General features: G+C 69.6%; 6 protein-coding genes. 4 read left to right on the top strand and 2 right to left on the bottom strand.

Annotated features, from left to right (window positions below):
* Positions 1-43 precede the first annotated feature (43 nt).
* Both AB0I69_RS43080 and AB0I69_RS43075 read left to right on the top strand, forming a co-directional pair.
* The gene (locus AB0I69_RS43080) at positions 44-18355 is read left to right on the top strand and encodes a helicase-related protein (RefSeq protein WP_363101278.1); all 18312 of its coding nucleotides are present in this window, start codon (positions 44-46) and stop codon (positions 18353-18355) included.
* A gap of 12 nt (positions 18356-18367) precedes the next feature.
* Positions 18368-18601, top strand: a complete 234-nt coding sequence (locus AB0I69_RS43075; protein ID WP_363101277.1) for a hypothetical protein — start codon at positions 18368-18370, stop codon at positions 18599-18601.
* On the opposite strand, the gene AB0I69_RS43070 is transcribed toward AB0I69_RS43075, so the two are convergent.
* Positions 18591-18839 (bottom strand): hypothetical protein, encoded by a 249-nt coding sequence (locus AB0I69_RS43070; protein ID WP_363101276.1) that lies wholly within the window; start codon positions 18837-18839, stop codon positions 18591-18593. The genes AB0I69_RS43075 and AB0I69_RS43070 overlap by 11 nt on opposite strands.
* Positions 18836-19090 (bottom strand): hypothetical protein, encoded by a 255-nt coding sequence (locus tag AB0I69_RS43065; RefSeq protein WP_363101275.1) that lies wholly within the window; start codon positions 19088-19090, stop codon positions 18836-18838. Before AB0I69_RS43065 ends, AB0I69_RS43070 begins: the two co-directional genes overlap by 4 nt.
* A gap of 417 nt (positions 19091-19507) precedes the next feature.
* Between AB0I69_RS43065 and AB0I69_RS43060 the strand changes: the two genes are divergently transcribed.
* Both AB0I69_RS43060 and AB0I69_RS43055 read left to right on the top strand, forming a co-directional pair.
* Positions 19508-20134 (top strand): hypothetical protein, encoded by a 627-nt coding sequence (locus AB0I69_RS43060; RefSeq protein WP_363101274.1) that lies wholly within the window; start codon positions 19508-19510, stop codon positions 20132-20134.
* 47 nt (positions 20135-20181) lie between these two features.
* Positions 20182-22236, top strand: coding sequence for an HK97 family phage prohead protease (locus AB0I69_RS43055; RefSeq protein WP_363101273.1), 2055 nt, complete (start codon positions 20182-20184; stop codon positions 22234-22236).
* The last annotated feature ends 154 nt before the right edge of the window (positions 22237-22390 follow it).

Here is a 22390-nt window from a genome sequence, read left to right as displayed (position 1 = left end):
GAGGGCGCGACGTTAACCACCTCGGCTGTGCATGGTCCGCCGCATGCAGATCACGAACGCCGCTGAACGACTCGCCGCCACTCTTGAAGCCAAGCGCAGTCGCCGCTCCTGGAACCCTGATCTGCATCCGCGTGACTCCAAGGGCAGGTTCATCGAGACCGGCGGCATCGCCCGTATGTGGGGCGGCGGCATGGCCCGCGTCCTCCGCGCGCTCGGCGGCCGGAACGTCCTGGTGGAGAACGTCACCACCCACCAGCGATCCACCGTCAATGCCTCCCGCCTCACGATGGTCGCGCGCCCCGACGGCTCCGCGCCCACCCGCAGCAAGCGGAAGGTTCGCGACGAGGACGAGCGCCGCACCGTCGACACTCGCCGCGGCACGGGCATCGACACTGAGGACCCGGGCGACCACGGTGACACCCCCGACGAGCCGCACGCCAAGGACGACGAAGGCGAGGACATCGGGGAGGACAAGGAGGGTGAGGACCACGGCAAGGGGCCCGAGCCGGCGGATGATGACCCGCTCGTCCACCGGGGCCGGGTCATGCCGAACGACAAGGACGACGAGGGCGATCCGCTGCCCTCCAACCTCGATGGCAACCGGCGAACCACTCATCACCCGAACCTGTTGCCCATCGATGGCGGCGCGCGCGCGGGACACGTCGCCGGCCGCGGGGACGCCCTTCGCGCCCGGGGGCCCAAGGGCACAGAGAAGAACCCCAGGGATGAGGAAGAGTTCCAGGACACCGAGCACGCGCGTGCCGCCGTCGCCGAGCTGACGAGCGACTACTTCGCCGACCTCGAAGCGGTCATGCCCCGCGACTGGAGCAATACCGAGGCGCGCGACGCATTCGACGAGTTGTACGAGCTGTCCGGGGACGGGCTCGACCTCGACGAGATGATCAACGGCGACACATCCACGGACTCCGACGACCTCTCGACTCTCCAGGGCCTCGCGGAAGACGCCGAACGTCTCGCCGAACTCGCCGAGACGGACGGCCGCGATGAAGTCGCCCGCTATGCGCAGAACCTTGCCGACGCCCTGAACCTGACCGTCGAACGGTTCGAGGCCCACGACGGAAAGAAGATCCCCAAGCCCAGGAAGAACGGCAAACCCACTCCGAAGGCGTGGGCGGACGAGCCTGTCCCGGCGCCGAAGGGAGCGCCGGCCCGGCCCCGGCCGGCCAAGAAGACCGCGACGCCGAACCGTCGCAAGGACCCGAACCGCCGCTTCAAGACCCTCGACGACGTCCGCGCTCACTGGGCCAGCGGCAACCTCACCCCTTACACCGCCGACAAGGACGCGCAGGACAAGCACACCGCCTCAACCGCCGAGCTGTTCGACAAGCTCAAGAACCCGCAGCTCTCCCGCAACGGGCACTTCGTCATCGGCGAGATGGGCGTCCAGCGCCGCAACGGTGAGATCCACTACGGGTGGGGCGTCATCCTCACCGACAGCGGCGTCCGCCTGGCCATGCCCACCCGCAAGGGCGAGGCCGCAGACTTCGTGAAGCGCCTGGAGGCTGCACAGGGCAACGGGGAGTCGTTCGACTGGGATGCCCCCGACTACCAGTCCCGCCTGAACACGCCCGAGGGCCGGGCCATGGTGCAGGAGGCCGCCAGCGCCGCGCAGAAGGCCTTCGCCGACAAGGCGGCCAAGAAGCGTGCTAGCGCCTCCGCGCGCACCACCCCCGCCGCACCCAACCCGGAGCAGCAGGCTGCCCAGCAGGTCGCCGACCGTACCGGTGTACCGGACGCCAACGTGGCCGTCGGTCACGTCGGCCCGCAGCCCTTCGGTGACGAGCGCGGCCGGCCCCGCAACAGCGAGGAACTGCGCGAGTTCTGGAAGCGCGGCGGCAGCGGCGACACCCCTGAAGCGCAGCGCGACGACATGCGGAAGTTCGCCAACGACCCTGACATCACCCTGCACTTGGCGGATCACCGCGGGTTCGTCATCATGGAGGACCGGCGCGGCGGCCGTACCCGTTTCCAAGTGCGGGCCACTGGCACCGCCCGCCCCCTGTCCGGGCTCGGAACCCGAGGTCTGCACACCTACGGCGACTTCGAGGACCAGGACACAGCCAACCGGTTCACGCTCTACCTCGGCAGCCGTCTGCGCGACCAGAACGGCCGCACCGTCGACTGGGGCTCCCCGAAGCTGAACCGGGAACTGAACGAGTTCCGCGACAAGGACGGCAACCGCTCCGGCCGCGCGATCTGGGAGATCGCCGGAGAGTTCGACCGCGAGCGCGGCGTCACGGACAGCACGGCCGCCCGCCTCGGCCGCCCCCGACCCCAGGACAACGAACAGCGCGACCCGAACCCCGACGCCCCGGATACGGACGTGCCGGGTGAAGATGTCCCGACTCCACAGCAGGCCGCCGGCCAGCAGCAGGACGACCAGGAGGAGCAGCAGAGTGAGCGGCTACAACGCGCTGGTGAAGGCGTACTGGGAGACGTACCGGCCGGAGGCACTGGCCGCACTGGCGGAGACGACACCGCCGACGACGTTCTTCGCACAGATCAGCGCGGAGATCGAGGAGCAGATCGCGGAGAGGCGCGACGAGTTCAGGGAGGGGACGACGCCGGGGGCGGACTTCCGGGACGCGATGGCGGACGTCAACATGGCGACGATGCGGGCGAGGGAAGCGGTCCTGCACGAGATGCTGTACGACCTGCCGAAGGAGCCCGGGACGGAGGACAAGGAGATGCCGAGGGTGAGCCTGCCGAAGATCGCAGCTCAGTAACCTTCGGCTCCCCCGAGCAGGAGCAGACCGCACCGCAGTACCAGCCGCCGCAGGACGGGCGCAGTCTCGTCCCCACCGGGGTCCTCCCCCGCGTCAAGGCGAACATCGCCGCCATCGAGACGCTGCGCCGCCTGGAGGCCGAAAACCGGCCGGCCACCGCCGCCGAGCAGGAAACCCTCGCACGGTGGTCCGGCTGGGGCGCCACTCCGCAGGTCTTCGTGGACGACCCGAAGCCGGAGTTCGCCGCCCTCCAGAAGAAGCTCCGCGAGCTGCTGTCCGACAAGGAATGGGACGCGGCCCGGGAGAACACCCTCAACGCCCACTACACGGACCCGGCCATCGTCCAGGGCGTCTGGAACGCCGTCCGCGAACTCGGATTCGACGGCGGCAACGTCCTTGAGCCCGGCAGCGGCAGCGGCAACTTCATCGGCTACGCCCCCGAGAACGCCGAGATGACCGGCGTCGAGCTGGACCCGATCACCGCCGGAATCGCCAAGGCCCTCTACCCGCACGCGACCGTCCGCAACGAAGGGTTCGAGGAGACCCGGGCCGCAGACGGCACGTTCGACATGGCCATCGGCAACGTCCCGTTCGGGGACTACCAGGTCGTGGACCTCCGCCACAACAAGGGCGGCCACAACATCCACAACCACTTCATCCTGAAGAGCCTGGACCTGACCCGCCCCGGCGGCCTGGTCGCCGTCGTCACCTCCCGCTACACCATGGACGGCTCGACGCCCCGCGCCGAGGACGCCCGCATGGAGATGGCGCGCAAGGCCGACCTCGTGGGCGCGATCCGCCTGCCCACCGGCGCACACCGTCGTACGGCCGGCACGGACGTCGTCACCGACCTGCTGATTTTTCGCCGCCGCGAGAAGGACAAGGACTTCACCTCGGGCCGCACCCGCACCGGCGCGGTCAAGACGCCGGACCAGCGCAAGAAGGACGACCCGCCGACGTGGGTCCACTCCATGCGTGTCGAGAACCTGCCCGGCCAGGAACTGGACGAGGACGAGAAGCCGGACGATGCGCCGAAGGTCCACGTCAACCCCTACTTCCTGACGAACCCGGGCCACGTCCTCGGCCACATGGTCGTGGGCCACGGCATGTACGGCCCCGGCGAACTGCGCGTGGACGGCGACGGCGACCTCAACACGGCCTTCGACAAGGCCCTCAAGAAGATCGTGGCCCGCGCGAAGGACGCCGGACTCAGCTACACCCCCGACACCGGGGAACGCCGCAAGGTCGAGATGCTGCCCGAGGGCTCCGACCGGGTCGACGGGCACGTGCAGGTGTCGCCCGACGGAACGTTCACCCAGATCCGCGACGGCATGATCCACCCCTTCGAGGTGCCGAGCACTCAGGTGGAGGAAGCCCGACAGCTCCTCGACCTGCGCGACTCCATGAAGGCCCTGGTGCGCGAGGAGTCCCGCCCGGACACCGACGAGCAGCACGTCGAGGCACTGCGCGCCGACCTCAAGGCCCGATACGACGCCTACCACGCCAAGTTCGGCTCCCTGAACCGGTTCGAGTGGGCCACCCGCAAGAGCACCGACCCCGAGACCGGCCAGCAGGTCGAGAAGGCCTTCCGCAAGCGGCCCCAGATGGGCGGGCTGATCACCAGGGACCCGACGATGGCCGTCGTCCTGTCCCTGGACTCCTACGACGACCACACCCAGACCAGCACGCCGGCCGCGATCTTCACCAAGCGGCAGTCGAGGCACCGCACCATCGCCGAGCGGGCCGACAGCCCCGAGGACGCCATGGCGATCGTCATGGAGCAGCGCGGCAGCCTCGACACCGAAACCCTCGCCAAGGTCATGGGCACGAGCCCGGAGAAGGCGCGCGAGCGGTTGCTCGCCGCCCGATCGACCGACCCGGACACCGGCAACGAGTACCCGCTCGTCTTCGAGCCGCACAACGGCGGCGACCTCATCCCCGCGGCCGACTACCTGTCCGGCAACGTCCGCGAAAAGCTGGAGCAGGCGCAGGCCCTCGCCGCTGAGGACGCCCGCTTCGAGATCAACGTCAAGCAGCTCGAAGACGTTCTTCCACCGGACCTCTCGCCCGGTGAGATCGACGCCCCCATGGGCGCGTCGTGGCTCGACGCCGGCCCGGTGCAGTCCTTCCTGCGCGAGAAGCTGAACACGCGGAACGTGAAGGTCAGTTACCAGGGCGGATCGCTCTGGAAGGTCGACGCCTCCGACGCAGTGAAGAAGAGCAGCGCGGCCACCGAGGTCTGGGGCACGAGCGACTACAGCGCGATCAAGCTCGCCGAGGCGATCCTCACCAACGGCCGCATCCGCGTCACGTACAAGGACGACGCGGGCAACACGTACGTCGACGAAGAAGCCACCGCCGCCGCGCAGACCAAGGCCGACGAGCTGCGCGAGGAGTTCCAGGACTGGCTTTGGGCCACTCCGGAGCGCTCTGACCAGGTCAAGAAGCGCTACAACGACATCCACAACAACCTCGCGCTGCGCTCGTACGACGGTCAGCGCCGCACCATGCCCGGCCTCGCCGAGTGGTTCAAGCCGCACGCGCACCAGCACGCGGCCGTGGCCCGGATGGTCAACGAGCCGGCCGTGCTCCTGGCGCACGAAGTCGGCGCCGGCAAGACCGCCGAAATGACCATGGGCGTGATGGAGCTCCGGCGCCTCGGGCTCATCAACAAGGCCGCCATGGTCGTCCCGAACCACATGCTCAGCCAGTTCCACGACGAGTTCGCGGAGCTGTACCCGGAGTCCGCGGCCAACGGCCGCATCCTGGCCGCGTCCAGCGAAGACCTCCAGGGCCGCAAGCGCCGAGAGTTCATCGCCCGCGTCGCGACCGGCGACTACGACGCCGTGATCCTCACCCAGAACGCCTTCGAGTCCATCCCCATGCGCCCCGAGGTGCAGCTCGAATACATCAAGCGCGAGAAGGAACACCTCGAAACCGCCCTACGGCGGCAGAAGGAACAGGACGCGCTAGACGAACCCGGGAAGCGCACCGACTCCCGGATGGTCAAGGAGATCCAGAACCGGCTGAAGAAGCTGGAAGCCAAGATCAACGCGAAGATCAAGGCCTCCAAGGACACGGCCGGCCTGTACTTCGAGGACACCGGCATCGACTACGTGGTGGTCGACGAAGCACACCACTACAAGAACCTGTCGACGAACTCCGGCATCCCCGGCGCCGCGATCGAGGGCTCGAACCGCGCGAGCGACCTCGACATGAAGCTGGAGTACCTGCGGAAGAACACCAAGTCCGGCCGCGTCGTCACCTTCGCCACTGCCACCCCGATCTCCAACAGCGTGACCGAGGCGCACACCATGCTGCGCTACCTCCGGCCCGACCTGCTGGAGAAGGCCAAGGTGCGCAACTTCGACGAGTTCGCGTCCACCTACGGAAAGATCGTCAACGGCGTCGAGCTGGCCGCCGACGGCTCCGGCTTCAAGGAAGTCGCCCGCTTTGCCGCGTTCCGCAACATGCCCGAACTGCTGCGGATCTGGCGCACCGTCGCCGACGTCAAGAACTCCGACGACCTCGCTGAATACCTGGACACCCCAGACGTCGCGAGCGGCAAGGCCATCACCATCTCCGTCGACCCGACGGACCAAATGCTCGCGTACCAGAACGAACTCGCCGCGCGGGCCAGGGCCGTCAAGAAGGGGGACGTCGACCCCACTGAAGACAACATGCTCAAGATCTCCAGCGACGGGCGCAAGGTCAGCCTCGACCCGCGCATGGTCGGCCTGGACGAGCAGGGCAACAAGCTGCCGAAGGCCGCGGAGAACATCGCGCGGATCTACGAGGAGACCAAGGACGCGGTCTACCCCACCTCGAAGAACAACCCGACGCCGCACGACACTCCCGGCGGCCTCCAGATCGTGTTCCTCGACATGGGCACGCCCCAGGACCCGGGCAAGTCCAAGAAGAAGGGGAAGAAGGACGACGGCCCGACCAGCGTTGAGGAGCTGTCCCAGTCACGCTTCCCGGCCTACCAGGAGCTGAAGGATCTCCTGATCGAGCGCGGGGTGCCGGCCGAGAAGATTCGTTTCATCCACGAGGCGAAGAACGACGCCGAGAAGGCCCGCCTCTTCAACGACGCCCGCACCGGCAAGATCGCCGTGCTCGTCGGCAGCACGAGCAAAATGGGCACGGGCACCAACGTGCAGCTCAGGGCAACTGCCCTGCACCACCTGGATTGCCCGTGGCGCCCCGCCGACCTGGAGCAGCGCAACGGCCGCATCATCCGGCAGGGCAACGCCAACCCGGAAGTCGCCATTTTCCAGTACGTCACGGAGCAGTCGTTCGACGGCTTCTCGTGGCAGACCGTGGCCCGGAAGGCGAAGTTCATTCGCCAGATCATGAAGGGCAACCTGACCGACCGCACCGTCGAAGACATCCCCGACGGCGTGTTCAACGCCGAGCAGGTCACCGCCATCTCCACAGGCAACCCGTACCTGCTGGAGCAGGCCAACGTGAAGGCCTCCCTCGCGATCCTAAAGCGCAAGCTCAAGGGCCACATGCGCACGATCGAGGGCTACAAGAGCACGATCCGCGGCACCGAGCTGCTGCGCGAGAGCACGGACAAGCTCGTCGCCCAGCTCCAGGACGTCATCGCCCGGCGCAAGAGCACCCGGGGCGACAACTTCAACGCCACCTTCGGGCACAACGACTACACCAAGCGCGACGAAGCGGCGAAGGCCTTCGCGACCGCGGCCCACGCCGTCCTCCGGCAGGGCACAGCCGACCCGTACCGCTCCGGCGGCCACCCCAAGATCCCGATAGGCAAGATCGGCAACATCGAGGTCACCGCCCAATACCGCACCGCATGGGGCGACTTCGGACGCGTGCACCTGGTCGACATCTCCTTCCCGGACATCCCGCAGAGCCGTCACTCCTACCAGGAAGACGACCTGAAGAAGGAGACCACCCTCCCCATCACCCGTCTGGAAGACTCACTCGCCGACGTCGACAAGCGGATCGTGCGCGCCGAGTCCCACCTCCGCCAGGAAGAGCGCGCCGCCGAGACCGCCCGCGAGCGCGTCGACCGGCCGTTCGAGCAGGCTGACGAACTGGCATCCGCCGAGCGCCGCTCCAAGCTCATCGGCGCACTCATCCGCGAGCAGTCCAAGGACACCACCAGCGACGAAGCCGGACGCGAGAAGCGCGCCCGACTGGACGCACTGGAGCACCAACTCCGCGAGGCCCGCCTCGCCGCCGGCGAGGAGTCCGGCGACGTGGACGATCCGGCCGCCGCCCAGGACACCGACCTCCTTCCCCGTACGCCCGCCCCGCCGTCCATCAGCACCGACGAGAAGGGTCGTCCGCGCATCCTGTGGCCGGACGCCGAGGCCAGGAAGGCGGCCAAGGAGAAGCAGAAGAACGAGCGGGCGCAGCGGGCCCGGGAGGAGCGGGGTGAGACCACCCTCGATCCCGAGCAAGTTCGCAGGGACCTGGCATCTCTGAGCGAGGGCGCCCCAGGTGTCGACGCCGCCCCCGCGCCCCGCGCCCCCGAGAACGAAGACGACTCCACCGAGCAGACGCAGGAATCTGCTCCGTCGGCGGCGTCGGGGCAAGACGCCCCACAGATCGACCCCCGCAAAGCCCACTACGAAGAGCCCGGCACGCAGACCCCCCGCGAAGCGTCCGAGGAGAAGCGGCGGCTCATCGCTCAGTGGAACGACTCCGAGCTACACGCCCGGCTGCTGGCCCAGCCTGAGGGCAGCGACGGCCGGCGCCTGGTCACCGCTCTCGATGACGCAACGGACCACAACGACACCCGCGACGGCATGTACTCGACGGCGACCCGCGCCTGGAAGCGGGTCATCAACGCCATCGACGACCTCTCCGCATACCTCCACAAACACCACGAAGAGACCCATAACGCGGAATCCGACCGTGCCGTCCTGGAGCAACTGCGGGACCGGGCCGAGGTGCACGTCGAGCGGATGAAAACCACGTCCCGGGACGGCATGACCGCAGAACTCGCCGCCCGCATCCGCGCTCACCGTGAGTCCCCGAACGCCGAGGAGGAGACGGGCGGGTCGAACGCCGAGACGTCCGATGAGGCCTCGGTGTCCGACAGCGAGCAGATCACTCCGGCCACGCGCGACGAGCCGGAGGAGACGGTCGCACTCGACCCCGAGAAGGTCCGATCCGACCTCGACAGCCTGAACGGCGACAGTGACAGCGACGCCACCGACGAGGCATCGGCCGCCGCGGAGCCCGAGCAGGACGCGCAGACCACCACCTCCTCCGCGCAGCCCACCCGTACGCCCGCAGCACGGCCGTTCTCGAACGACAGAGAGTGGCGCATCGCCCTGACGCCCGTGGACGGCGCCGAGACGCAGCTCCACAGCGCGGCGACGTCGACCTGGGGCAATGGCGAGGGGCTGCCTGGGTCGGTGCCGCTCATCCGCCGTGCGGTCATGGACGCAGTCGCCGCCCAGGAGGACGGGGACTACGACGCCGCTGAGGAGCACCTTCGCGACGCCCGCGACAGCGCGGCCACCCTGCTGGACACCCTGGAGGACAACGAGCGCGGCGAGATGGAGGGACCGCTGCGGTCGTTCCTCGACGCGATCGACACCTACCTCCCGAGACACCGGGCAACCCGTACGAAGCGGCAGCGCGAAGACGGGCAGCAGCGAGACCTGGAAGCAGGCGCGCGGGCCCAGTTCGAGCAGGAGTCGCGGACCCGCAGGAGCAGGGCCGCCGACCAGGAGGCGCCGGAGGCCAGTGGCCCCGCGTCCAATGCTCCGGGCGCCGACGAGGTTCCGGTGCCCCCGCAGGACGAACCGCAGGCCGAGGAGGACACGGTCGCGCTCGACCCGGAGAGGGTCCGATCCGACCTCAATGCCCTCAACGACGGCGGCGACAACGAGACGGACAGCAGCAGCCCTGCCCCGGCGGACACGGAGGAGACGGACAGCGAGCGGGAGCCAGACGCTGAGGGGGAGACCATTGACGCTGGCCAGGCCCGCCTCAACGACTACGTCCGCGTGGAGACGCCGGACACCATGGGCAGGACCCGGGTGGACGAGGGCTTCCTGCGGGCCAACCCCCGCAAGGGCAAGGGGCATCACCGCGGCCAGGACTTCGACGCATGGATTCTGTACCTCGGAGACGGGCGCAACCAGTCGCCCCACCGCGGCGCCCAGGTAGAGATCCCCACTGACCAGAAGATCCAGCGGCTGCCCGCTCCCGAAGCCCCGCAACCGGGCCCGGTCGACGTGGACTCGGTGAAGAACGGCGAGTACATCCGCGTCACCCTCCCCGATTCCGAGGGCAACGAGGTCACCCACGAGGGATACGTCACCAGCAAGAGCCCGCGGAGAGCGGGCCCCAGGGGGGACGACCCGGTCGACTCATGGTCCGTGCACCTCGCGGACACCCCGCACGCCGACCACGAGTGGGACGACCTGCTCGACATCCCCACCGGCCACGTGGTCGAGCGCAAGCCCACTCCGGGGCCGGTGCCCGAACTGGAGATCCCGGACGTTCCCGGGATTGATCTGAGCGAGTACACCCGCGACGAGCGGAAGCACGTCGACGAGTACCGCGACTGGGCAGGCGTGTGGGCGAACCCGTCCCAGGATGGCCCACGGAACACGCTGCTGGACCGGGTCAGGACCATGCCCGGTTCCGCCTACAAGCCGCTCCGTCCAGAAGAGGCTGCACGGTGGATCGGCGTCGCCAGTGACGCCTTCCCGCTGGACCAGTTCGACGAGAACACGCGTCACCTGCTCACGGGATACGACGGCGAGCAGCGGGAGTTCCTTGCCGGCCAGGCAGCCTCCATGCGAGAGGCCACGCAGAAGATCGCGGGTGAGTTCCGTGCCGAGAGTCGAAAGATCATGCTCCCGCACATCGCCACGCGCTCCGGCACGGAGGAGGCCACCGAGAAGCTGAACGCTCGATGGGCCGAAGACCTTGAGCGAGTCCGTCAGATCGTGCCGGACCGGATTGCCGTCGCTGAGGCAGATGCCAAGCGGCACGGACTCACCGATCAGCAGGTCAAGGACTTCCTCACCGGCGTCGCGGGTGGTGACGGCCCTGAGCAGAAGGCGAACGGGCTCCCCGGCGCCTTCCCCGAGGTGAGGCGATCCCTCACCGCGGCGCGTACCGACGTCTTGTCGTACTACGCCGGATTCAGGGCCTGGCAGGGGCAGGACGACGATCAGCAGTTCGCCGGATACCACCACTACAACGGCAGGCGCCGAGCCCTCGGTGCCGAGCCGCTGCCGGCAGTCGACGCCGCGTCGGGCACCGGCCCACTCATCATCGGAGAGGCCGAACTCCCCGAGGGCATGCGCTGGACGCGCCTGCAAAACCTTCAGCCCGGTGACCTCTACCGCCCGGTGAGTGCCACGAGTGATGACCAAAAGGTGTTCGACGGGCTGGACGCCCCTCACATCGTCATCAATCTGCACGCCGACGGCAAGGAGGGCAGGCCGCGCACGAGGAGCCTCTCCACCGGCGGCCACACCGAGCACCCCGGCGACTGGGTCATTCAGTTGACCTCGCCGGAGTCCTCCCTGCGTAAGAAGGCAAACGCCAAGCTCCGCGACAAGTGGGTGCGGCAGGAGGTGCAGGACGACGACCGCAAGTGGGAAGCCGCCCAGGCCATTTCCCGGCGCCCGGAGGGCGAGGCCGCCGACCTTGCGACCCTGAAGGAAGGGGAGCGAGTCCGCGTCCGCGGATCGAACGAGTTCATCGGCGGCACGTACGTGGCCGAAGGCGACCTACTGGAGCCGCCGGAGCGAGCGCAGATGTGGCGCAACGGCGAGCAGGTGGACGGCTGGCGGCTGCTTCTCTCGTCACGCTCGCACGCGCGTGACGACATCTACGTCGCCGACGGGGAAGACGACGAGTGGGCCGAACGAACCGACGGTGCGGCCGACGACAACGCCAATACCCCCGACGTGGACGCGCCCGAGAACGATGGCGGCAACGACGCCAACGCCGCACCGGAGAGCGAGAACCTGCGCCCGGACCAGGCCGAGGTCGGCGACTACGTCCGGGTCGAGACGCAGAACACTGCGGGAACCCGCGTGGTGCGCGAGGGGCATCTCCTCGCGCCGGCCAAGAAGGTCACCGCGACCCGCGACAGACAGCGAGTGAAGGCATGGCGCCTGTACCTCGGCCGCGAAGGCGAGCAGCCGTCCCGCAGCAACGGCGTCACAATCCTGGCCGACGACACGATCGAGCGCATGCCCACTCCCACACCGGCGCCTCAGCAGGAGGAGCGGGAGGAGCACACCAACACCCTGGGCTGGAAGGGCCCGGACGAGAGCCGGGAGAAGGTCGGCGAGTACGACGGCAAGCCCGTCGAGGTCGGCGAGCTGCACATCAAGGGCCAGTCGGTCGGGCGCGCTGTCTACCTCGACGGCAAGCGCATCGGCCGTCTCCACGGGGAGGGGGGCGCATGGCGCGCCGAGCATGACCGTCACGGCAGCGTCGGCTCAGGCTGGATCACCCGCTGGTCCGGCGAACCCGACGACCCAACGACGCGTGCCGCCCTCCTGCTCGCCCAGGTCGACAAGGACGGGGAGGAAGGCCCCCGCATGCACTTCATGCACGACGGCACGGTGTCGCAGCAAGAGGCCGAGCGCCGGATCGCCGCACACGAGGACCCGCGCGACCGTCGGCTTCCGCAGGACGACGACAACTCCACGGACGACAGCGACGCCCAGGACACCGACTCGAACGAATCCGAGCCCGAGCCCGAGGAAGACTCCAACGACGAGGACACGCAGCAGAACGACGATGAGGACGACAGTAAGAACATCCGCCGACGGGATGACCACGACGGTGACGGTGGTGGCGGCGAACCGCCCACTGGTGACCCCGCGACGCCGGACGATGACGACGACCGCGACCACCAGGACGACGCCGCGGGCGACGGCGACGGTCCGGAGGCCGATGACGAAGAGGACCGTGAGCGCCGTAACCGCCGACGCCGGCGTCGTGACCGCGACCGCAACCGGCCCGGCAACGGGGTTGACGGTCCGGACGGAATCGGGCTCCCGAACCTGCCGAACCTCGACAACGACCACTCGGGCAGCGACGACGACGGCCGCGGTCGCGCTGGCCGATCGCGGCGGCTGGCTGACCTGAAGGACCGGTACCGCAGCGGCGACACCCCGACGCCCGAGGGCGCCAACCCCCAGGAACACAACGCCTACCTGCGGCGCCTCGCTGACAACGACACCCTCACACTCTCCCCGAGCGGCGACCTGATCATTTGGTCGGACGACAACGGCCGCACCTGGCAGATGGGGCACGCGGCGAGCGGGATGCACCTCCCGCGCTTCGGCGCCTACGGAGAGGAGATCGGCGGCCGGGACGGCGCCGTGCGCCTGGCGGGCGAGTACGAGCGGATGAGGGGCGAGAACGGGCAGCCGCTTGACTGGGCACAGCCCCAGCTCGACATCGAAACCCTGCGCCAGTGGCGCGACTCCCGCGGTGAGCCGTTGACCGACGCCGTGACGTTCGTCCGCGACTCCGTCATCCGCGAACACCAGCGGGAAGCGGGCCGCCGCCAGACGGACGCGGGCACGGCCGACTCCAACGAGCGGCCGACGAGCAGCACAGACGAGACGGCCGAGCCCGACGCCGCGCCGCAAGCGACCTCCGAGTCGGGGGCCGAGGGGCGCCCGGAGCCTCCTGCGGAGGAACAAGACGACGACGCACCGGCCGGCGCTGATGACGACTCCACGGTCGGAGCGGACGACACCGGGGCCTCGGGCACCACCGTTCCGGCAGACAGCGAGAAGCGCGCTGGCGATGGGGCGCCGGAGGGCGACCCCGAACTGGACCTCCAGCCCTTCATGTCCGACACCGGCGACGACTGGAACGACCGCATCATCACCGACGAGGCAGCCATCCGACGCTTCGGCAGCCTCGAACGGATGCGGGAACTCGCCTCCCGGGCGACGCTCCCCAGCCCGCAGCTCCCCACCGACCACGAGTCCGAGGTCTGGCTGAACGGCCGCCTCGTCGGCTCGGTCAACGACCTGGACAGCTACAACCGCAGGCTCTACCCGGACGACTACGAGGGCATGTGGCAGGCGGAGCCGAAGTTCTTCCCCACCTTCCGCGAGCCCGTGTTCCGCAGCCGTGAGGCCGCCATCGCCGAACTGGTGCTCCGCGCCCTGAAGGCCGGGCCGCCGGACCAGAGTCAGGTCACCGATGAGATGGCCGACGACTTCAAGCTCTGGCGGGACCTGCACTTCCCCAAGAGCGTGGACGGGCAGGACTTCAGCGACGAGGAGCGCGAGCGGTACGAGGCGCTGGACAACCTGCTCAACGAGCTGGCCGCCGGCCGTACGCCGAGTGGGAATCTCCCAGCCGACCTCGGCCACGCGGTCGACGAACTCGGCTGGCTGGCCGACCGGTACCGCAAGGGCAAGGACGAGGACTTCCACATCAATCCGTCCGTGCTGGCCCGGGACTTCGCCAAGGCTCTGGACCATGTGCGGCCGGAAGACCCGCGGGCAGCTCACCACCGTGAACTCCAGTACCGTGCCGCCATCCAGGCCCTACGGGATCTGGACACGGACGATGTTCTTGACCACTCCGAGCGGGTGTCGGTCGCGGACCTGCGCGACGGCGACGTGGTCATCAAGCTGAAGGGCCGACGCTCCACCGGCTCCACCGATCTAGCGACCGGCTACCTGCGAGGGGCGCCGAAGAAGGTCACCTTGCGGCGGGGTAAGGAGAAGATCCGCGCCTACCGAGTCCGTGTCGGCGACACCCCGTGGGAAGACGGCGGCCGGGAGGAGAAGCTGACCGTCCCCATCGACGCCATGGTGTACCGCCGTGCAGGCATCAGTCAGGTCGAGATCCGCGAGGACCAGCAGGACTACGGTCTGCGTGTCGGCCAGGAGGCGCCCGAGCACGTCTACAACCCGGAGACCGACGGTATCGACTACACGGGCCGCGCCCATGCACAGGCCAACCAGGCAGACACCCTGCGCGCGGAGGATGGTGACGACCGCACCGACACCGGCGACGCCGAAGCGGACACCGGCCGGACGCCGGAGACGGAGCCGAGCACGGACACCCCCGAGCCGGCCCCGGCCGCGGACGAGCCCGCTTCCGCCCCGAAGCCCCCCTCGCCCGCTCCGAAGCAGCGCCCGGCGGACGAGCCGACCACCACAGACGAACCCGCCCCGGAGCCGGAGAAGGAGCCGGAGCCGGTCGGCGGACGGCCCGCGGAGTGGGTCAAGGTCAGCGACCTTGGCCTCGGAGACCTGATCCGGATCGAGGGCACCACCAAGGGCGGCACCGCGCGCACCCTGGCCGGATACGTCGTGGACGGCCCCAAGAAGGTCCCCACCACCAAGGCCCGCCGCGTGCAGGACATGTACCGCGTCCTGGTCTCCGACACCCCCGACGGCCGCGGTAAGCGGAACTCGATCTGGGTCATGCCGGACGCCACCGCGGCGCGGGCCACCCGCGACGACGCCGACCAGGTCGACGGAGCCCCGCAGACCGGCGCCGACTCCGACGTCCTCACCGGCCGCATCGCCGACCGCGTCCCGACCGACAACAACGGCAACGCACTGTTCCCCGGCTCCGTCGTCACCGACGACGACGGCCGAGAGGGAGTTGTCACCGGCGCGAGCGCGAGCACCACTCACGTCCAGTTCGGCGACGACCGCACCGACGACACCCAGTCGCCGACCTCCCTCAACGTCACCGACGGCGGCGCGGCCCGGCCCACCGGTTGGACTGCCGACGGGCACCTCGTACGGCCCGGGAACGTCGTCGCCGACCACGACGGCAACATGCTCGGCACCGTCGAGGACGTGGACGGCGACACCGCCAGCGTCGCCACCCCGCAGGGCATGAATGACCTGCCGATTGTGGACCTGCGCGTTGTGGGCGGAGTCGCCGACGACAGCAACGCCGGCAGCAAGGTCGACCGAGTCGAGCCCACCACGGCCGGAGAGCTGAACGAGGGCGACGTCGTCGTACGGGACACCCCCGACGGACCGCGCACCGCCCGGGTCACCCGCGCCGAGGACAACGGCGAGGCGTCGCTCCTGGACGTCCAGGACACCACCACCGGTGAGGCCGACCAGCTCAGCGTCCCCAGCGACTCCGAAGCCCTGCGAGCCCTTGGCGCGGACGGCCACGCCCCCGAGCTGGGCCCGGACGACGCGGCGGACAACGACGGGGAGATCACCACTCACGAACCGGCTCCGGCCGTCGACCCGGTCACCGGGCCCACCGTGGACCCGCAGCTCTCCCCCGAGGAGCGCGACGCCATCGCGGACCGCGGCGACGCTCCGGCCAGCGACCCTGACGCTCAACAAGCCGTTGCGCGGCTCGCCAACGACCTCCCGGTCACCCCGGATCAGGCATCGGCGCTCGCTGACGACCTGCGCGAAGGCGCAGACTCCTCTACCCCGGAAGGCCGGGCCGCACAGCGCGCCGCGAACCACCTCGCTGCCGCTGCCGGTGACGAGCCAGACGACGCCGGGCGCCCCGAGCCGGGCACGATCGGCACGGTCGGCGTCGGTGACACGATCGCCCTGCCGGGCGAGTTCGACCCCGACACCCTCACCTCGTACAAGGTCGTCAAGATCGAGGAAGCCCCCGGCGGCGTACGAGTCCTCACGATCGAGGACGGAGACGGGATGCGCTTCAAGCGGTCCCTCGGGTCGGGTCAGCCGTTGTACCAGCTCCCCGAGCCGCAGACCCCGGCCGCGGACGACGACGCCGAGCAGAGGGACCCCAATCCGGCGCCCGACGCCGACCAACTCCGGTCCGACTACGCGGACTCCGTGGTGCGCGCGGTCGTCGACAACGCCATCCAGGGCACGACGACCCCGGGCAGTATCCACCAGCTCCGCGAGCAGATCGCCGCGCAGCTCACTCCCGAAGCCCTGCGTCAGGCGATGCGGCGGGCCCGCAACGGGGCCCTCTCCGCGATCACCGACGCCGGGATCGACGGAGACGAGCGGACCGAACTCGTGCGCTCCCTCCGTAAGGAGGCTGCGCGGGCACGCACGGACGCCATCCGGGCTGCGGTGCGCACCCTCGACGACCTGGAGCCGCTGGACGGCGAGTCTGAAGAGGACACTGCCCGCCGCGCGGCCGACCTCCTGCGCCTGATTCCCGACGCGCTGCGCAACAGGCCCGAGCCGGACAGCACTGACGGAGACTCCCGCGTCGATGACGCCGTGACCGGACACGTGGACGACGCCGTGGGCGGCGCCCTCCAAGACGCCGCTGCCAGCGGACTGACCGAGGAGCGCCGTGCCGCGATCGTCCGTCAGCTCGCCGCCCGGATGGCCGCGAACCGTGACGCCACGGCGCAGCGCATCGCTGCGACGCTGCCCGCCGGCCAGCGGGCTGGACTCCTCCCGCACATCGTGGCCGCCCTGGTCGTCATCGCGCGGAAGATCGTCGCCGTGATCGCCGCGTTGCTGAAGGGGCTGGCCACGGCGTGGAGGAACAGCCGCGAAGGCCTGCGGCGCATGCGTGAGCGCATCGCCCGCTACCGCCGCAACCTGGTGCAGCACGTCAGGACGTGGCCAGAAGCCCGCCGCCTGCGCCGCCTGGCCGCCGCGACGAACCTGCCCGGCCACGCCGACGGGCTGTCCCTCGGCGACCGCATCGCCCACTGGGCGCGACTCCTCCCCGCCCCCGGGCGCTTCGGGCAGGTCTCCCGCCGCTCGCGCTGGTACCGGCCCGCCAGCCGGGCATCCCTCGCCGCCGGGCAGCTCCCGCCGGTGCAGGACGGTGTCCGCTGGATGCCGGACCGCGCGGTCGACGGCGGCCCCGGCCCGCAGGCTCTGCGGCACCTGGCCGCAGTACGAGCCGCGGGCCTCGACGTCGACAGCGACATCGCCGCCCGCCTGACCGCTGCGGCGCCCGAGTTGGGCGACGACCCGCACGGCACCGTCCGGCACGCCGCACACTATGCGGACACGGCCGAGCGTCGCCTGCGTGACCTGCAAGCAGCGGCGGCCGGTGGCACCCCGGACGCAGACATGGAGATCGACGCAGCCCGCGCCGAGGCCCAGGCCGCCCGGCAGGAAGCCCAGCGACTTCAGCGGGCGTACGCCGCGGCGCTGCCGGACATCGTGCGGGACACCCTCGCCGAGATCCGCGAGATGGGGCCGGCCGCCGGGTCTCACCTGGTCACCACCCCGGACAGCGATCCGGAGGCGACCCGCGCGCTCGTGGACGTCTCCCAGTTCGTGCCGCGGGACTGGCTGACTCCCACCGAGTCGCGGTTCCTCGCGGCGCGGAACGGCGACGCGGGCGGCTACGACGGGCGGACGGCCACGGTCGCGGACCTGGGAGACGCCGGGCGCCGTACGGCCGCGAACGCACTGCTCGCGCATCTCCAGCGGAACTACCCCGACCTCACGGCCGCGCAGGAGGCGTTCCACTTCTCCCGCACCCACCGCGGACGGACCGGGGCACGCCGCCGTACGGCGCTGGACGTGCTGCTGGGACGGCTGTTCCGCAACCTGGCCACGCAGGGCACCCCGGACGACATCGTGCCGCTCGGCCTGGCGACGCTGTTCTCCGGCGACTGGTACGAGGACGACGACCTGCGGGCTTTCCTTCTCGGACTGCTCGCCACTCGGTAGAAGGAGCACAGCATGTTGGTGACGGGAACGTTCGAGGACGGCGCGGCCTACCAGGTCGACGTCACCGGACAGGACGAGCAGTCGATCCTCGGCTCACGCCGTGTTCGAGCGCTGGTCGAGCAGTACGCCGGGCAACCGGTGCTGCTCGGCCCGCTCGGGCCGCAGCGGGACCTGGAGGCGACGGACACCGCCGCGGTGCTCGCGCTGCTGCGCCAGCACACGACGGTGGTCGAGGTCAGACCGTGATGGCGAAGACCCACAGGTGAGGATCGGCGCCCAGAAGGATCACGTAGTGAACGATGGCGGTGCGCGTCGTGATGACGCGCACCGTCTCGTCCATCTCGTACTTGTCCGCCTGCGGCCATGACCAGGGGTCGGTGCACGCCTGAATCACGGCGTCGTGCAACTCCTCCTTGTCCGGGCCGGGCATGTTCTTGATCGTCTCGCCGACGTTCGCGGCGAACCGTGCGGGGATAGCCGTCACGCGCCGAAGACCTCGTCCATGGTCATGGCGCCATCCTCGGGCTGCCCGTTCGCCTTCCACTTCCTGTATGCCGCCGCAGCGTGCATCCGGGCGCGAGCCTCATGCAGCTCCGGATTCGATGACGCGGCCTGGTCCGCTTCCAGCACCGAGATGACGTAGTCACCGATGTTCATGCCCGCGCGACTCGCCGAGGCACGCACGGCGTCAGCCAGCTCCTCGGGGACTCGCGCATTCAACTGAGTGGTAGCCATAGCAGAATCCTAGCGCTCTGCTACAGAAAATGATCCAAGTATGCCGACAGAGCCCGTTTCAGTCTCAGTCGTCGGGCGTAATGTGCCGGTACGTGGAGGTCGAGGGCACTCCAGCCCCAGCCGCAACACGAAGGAAGGAGGGAGCGGTCCATGAAGCGGGATATAGCAGTCGCGATCATCGGCGGCATCGTCGCCTACGCGATCATCTGCGTGATCGTGTGGTTCGTCCCGGTCCTCGGACTCCTGGCCGTGTAGCCCACAGCCGGCAAGCATCCGGCTACACGACCAGCGTCCGTCACCTGTCCCCTTTCGTACCCCATGGGGCGGAAGGGGACCTCTACACGCGAGGGTAGTCCCACAGGCCGCTCGACGCGCAGCCCGAGACGTAAGCGTTCCCCATGCCGACTATCTGCGGCCGTGGACTACGCATTCGACGTTAAGAACCTGCCCCAGCCAACCGACCCGGCCGCCAACGACCCCGGAGCACCGCCGCCTCCGCAGGAGCTTCAGCCCCCGCAGGAGGATGACTCCCGGCCGTGGGCCGGTGACGTCTACGACGAGGGCGATGAGACCGACCCCACGCAGGCGTACGCCTCTTTTGCCGGGCCGTCCGGAGAGCAGGCCTGGCTCGACAAGGCCGAGGACGGCACTCTGACCGGCTGGGTGCGCGATGAGACGGGTCAGGTGTGGCGCTATGCCGACCCCGAGGCCTGGGCCATCGACGTGGACGACGCGGGCATGTCCGAGGTCGGCACATCCGGGGCTGCGCCGGGCGCCGAGCAACCGACGGACGGCGAGCCCACAGACCCAGCGGCAGCATCCGACCCGGCCTCGATCGACCAGGCGCCGGAGGGCGGCATTCCCCTCGACTTCGGCACGGCTGACGAGGTCGTGCCCGCCGACGGGACGACTCCTCAGGAGCCCAAAGCGGCTGACCCGGAAGCCGAGGAGACCGACGAGGAGCCGAACGGGGACGAGCCCGCAGAGGACGACGAGGAAGAGGACGACGCCGGCAAGGGGAAGCGCCCCAACCCCTTCAAGTGACCCGGGCGGCAGGCACGGCGGGACGCTAACCACCTCGCGGAGGCACGGTGCGCACCGCCGAGAAGCCCGCCCAGGAGGAACCCGCCGTGCCGAGAACACCGCCGTCGCCCAACGCACCGCTGCGCCGCCCGGCGCAGACCAAGGGCGTGGTTCGTGCCATCTACGCCGTGACCGGCGTGGTAGACGAAGTCGCAGACCTGATCGTCCCTGGCGCGTTCACCCGCACGCTGGCAACCCGCAGGGTCAAAGCAGCATGGCATCACGAGTGGAAGGACCCCGTCGGGGCCGTTCTGGAGGCCGAAGAATGGATGCCCGGCGATCCGCGGTTCGCCACGATCCCCGGCGGGATCGTGTGGCCGCGCGAGGCCGGCGCCCTGGTCGCGACCGTCCAGTACAACCTGCGCACTACCAGGGGCCGCGATACATACGAGCAGGTCCGCCAGTGGCATGAGAACGGTGAAGCCCAGTTCTCCATCGGCTACAAGGTCACGGTCGGCGGCGCGTCGAAGCGGCACGACAACGTCCGCGTCATCCACGACTTGGATCTGTACGAGATCAGCCCCGTCCTGCATGGCGCCCACCCCATGACTCGCAGCCTGGAGGTGAAGACCGCCGCTCGCTTCGGCGAGCAGGAACTGGAACGCAAGGCGATCTGGTCGGCGGTCGAACTGAAGGCCGCCGAGGCGCAGACCGGCCGCGGCGTGATGGTCGCCCTGAAGCTGCCTCCGGATATCGCCGCTCGCATCGCACACCCGGACGGAACAGCGCCTGAGGAACTTCACATCACGCTGGCATACCTCGGCGACGCGGCAGCACTCGGCGGCCACCCCGACGACCTGCGGGACATCGTCGCCTCGGCCGTCAGCGGCCTCGCACCGCTCACGGGCAGCATCGGCGGCATCGGGAAGTTCCCCGACACCGGCGACGGCGAACCCACATGGGTCCCCGTCGACGTGCCTGGCCTTGCCGAACTGTGGCAGCGACTGGCGGACGCGCTCAGAACCTCGGTCTACGCCGACAAGCTCAAGACCGACCACGGCTTCACCCCGCACATCACCCTCGGCTACAGCCTGCCCGACACCGAGCCCGTCCCGGCCACGCCCGTGACGCTCGATCAGATCGCAGTGGTGCGTGGCCCCGACACCTCGCTCGTGCCGCTCGGCGGCACTGCGCAGGAGCGGCCCCCGCGGGCTCCCGATGCTCCCGCGCCCGCTCCACCGCTGGAAGCGAAGACCGCCTCGCAGATCGTCATGGAGGCCAAGGCCCTCGGCACCCGTCCAGCCCTCCATGCGGCAGAACAGAAGTCAGCCGCGCAGATCGTGCTCGAAGCGAAGTCCGCGCCCCTCGCTGTGTCCCTCCCGGAGGTTCCGTTGACCACTCCCATGCCCTTCTCCTACGAACAGCTCCGTGCCCGGCTCACCGACGCGGCGCGCACCCTGCTGTCGCCCGAAGACGGCGACTGCTACGTGGCGATCGAGGCCACCTACCCGGACCGGGTCATCGTCTCTCACCACTCCCGAGACGAGACCAGCACCTACGCCATCCCGTACACCACGGCCGGCCGGGACGTCGATCTCGGGACTCCCACCCCCGTCGAGCTGACCACCGTGGCGCTTCCCGTCACCGGAGAGAGCCACGCGGTCGACGGAGACGAAGAGATCGAGGCCCGGTTCATGCAGCCGACCGCCGCGGCGCTCCAGAACGCGAGATCCCTGATCGAGGTCTCCGACGCCGGGCCCTCCCACCTCCAACACCTCAAGCCCGTCATCAACGAACTGCTGAACACGCTCGCGAAGAAGGGTCTCCCCATGGACGACGACAAGCGCCACGCCCCGGCCGGTTCCTCCCTCAACCTGTGGGACTCCGAATACGACGTCACTGACGGCTGGGACGACGAGGACGACACCGCCAACGCCGAGGACACCAGCGTCACCGACGACGTTCCCACCGGCGACGCACCGACGGACGACACCGAGGACCCGGACGACGTTCCCGCAGGCGACATACCGACGGACGACACCGAGGACGACCCGGACGACGACGAACAAGTCCGTCTCAACGCCAACGAAGTCAAGGCCGCACTCGCCGCACTCGCTGCCTGACCTGCGCAAACAACGGGCTCCCGGCTTCGCGAACTTTCGCGTCCGGGAGCCCGAGACGTTAACCACCGCACTCAACTTCCATGCGCCTCGCGTTGAGGCGTCCCGGTGCTGGCCGGGCGAGCGACGCACCCCTCGCCCATCCAGCACAGGAGAG

It is taken from the genome of Streptomyces sp. NPDC050508 (assembly GCF_040655155.1).
In the GTDB taxonomy this organism is placed as follows: domain Bacteria; phylum Actinomycetota; class Actinomycetes; order Streptomycetales; family Streptomycetaceae; genus Streptomyces.
This window is presented reverse-complemented; position numbering and strand designations above follow the sequence as displayed.

Excerpts from the sequence above, each read along its gene's own strand:
- AB0I69_RS43080 (WP_363101278.1), top strand. The coding sequence starts at position 44 with ATGCAGATCACGAACGCCGCTGAACGACTCGCCGCCACTCTTGAAGCC.
- AB0I69_RS43065 (WP_363101275.1), bottom strand. The coding sequence starts at position 19,090 with ATGGCTACCACTCAGTTGAATGCGCGAGTCCCCGAGGAGCTGGCTGAC.
- AB0I69_RS43075 (WP_363101277.1), top strand. The coding sequence starts at position 18,368 with ATGTTGGTGACGGGAACGTTCGAGGACGGCGCGGCCTACCAGGTCGAC.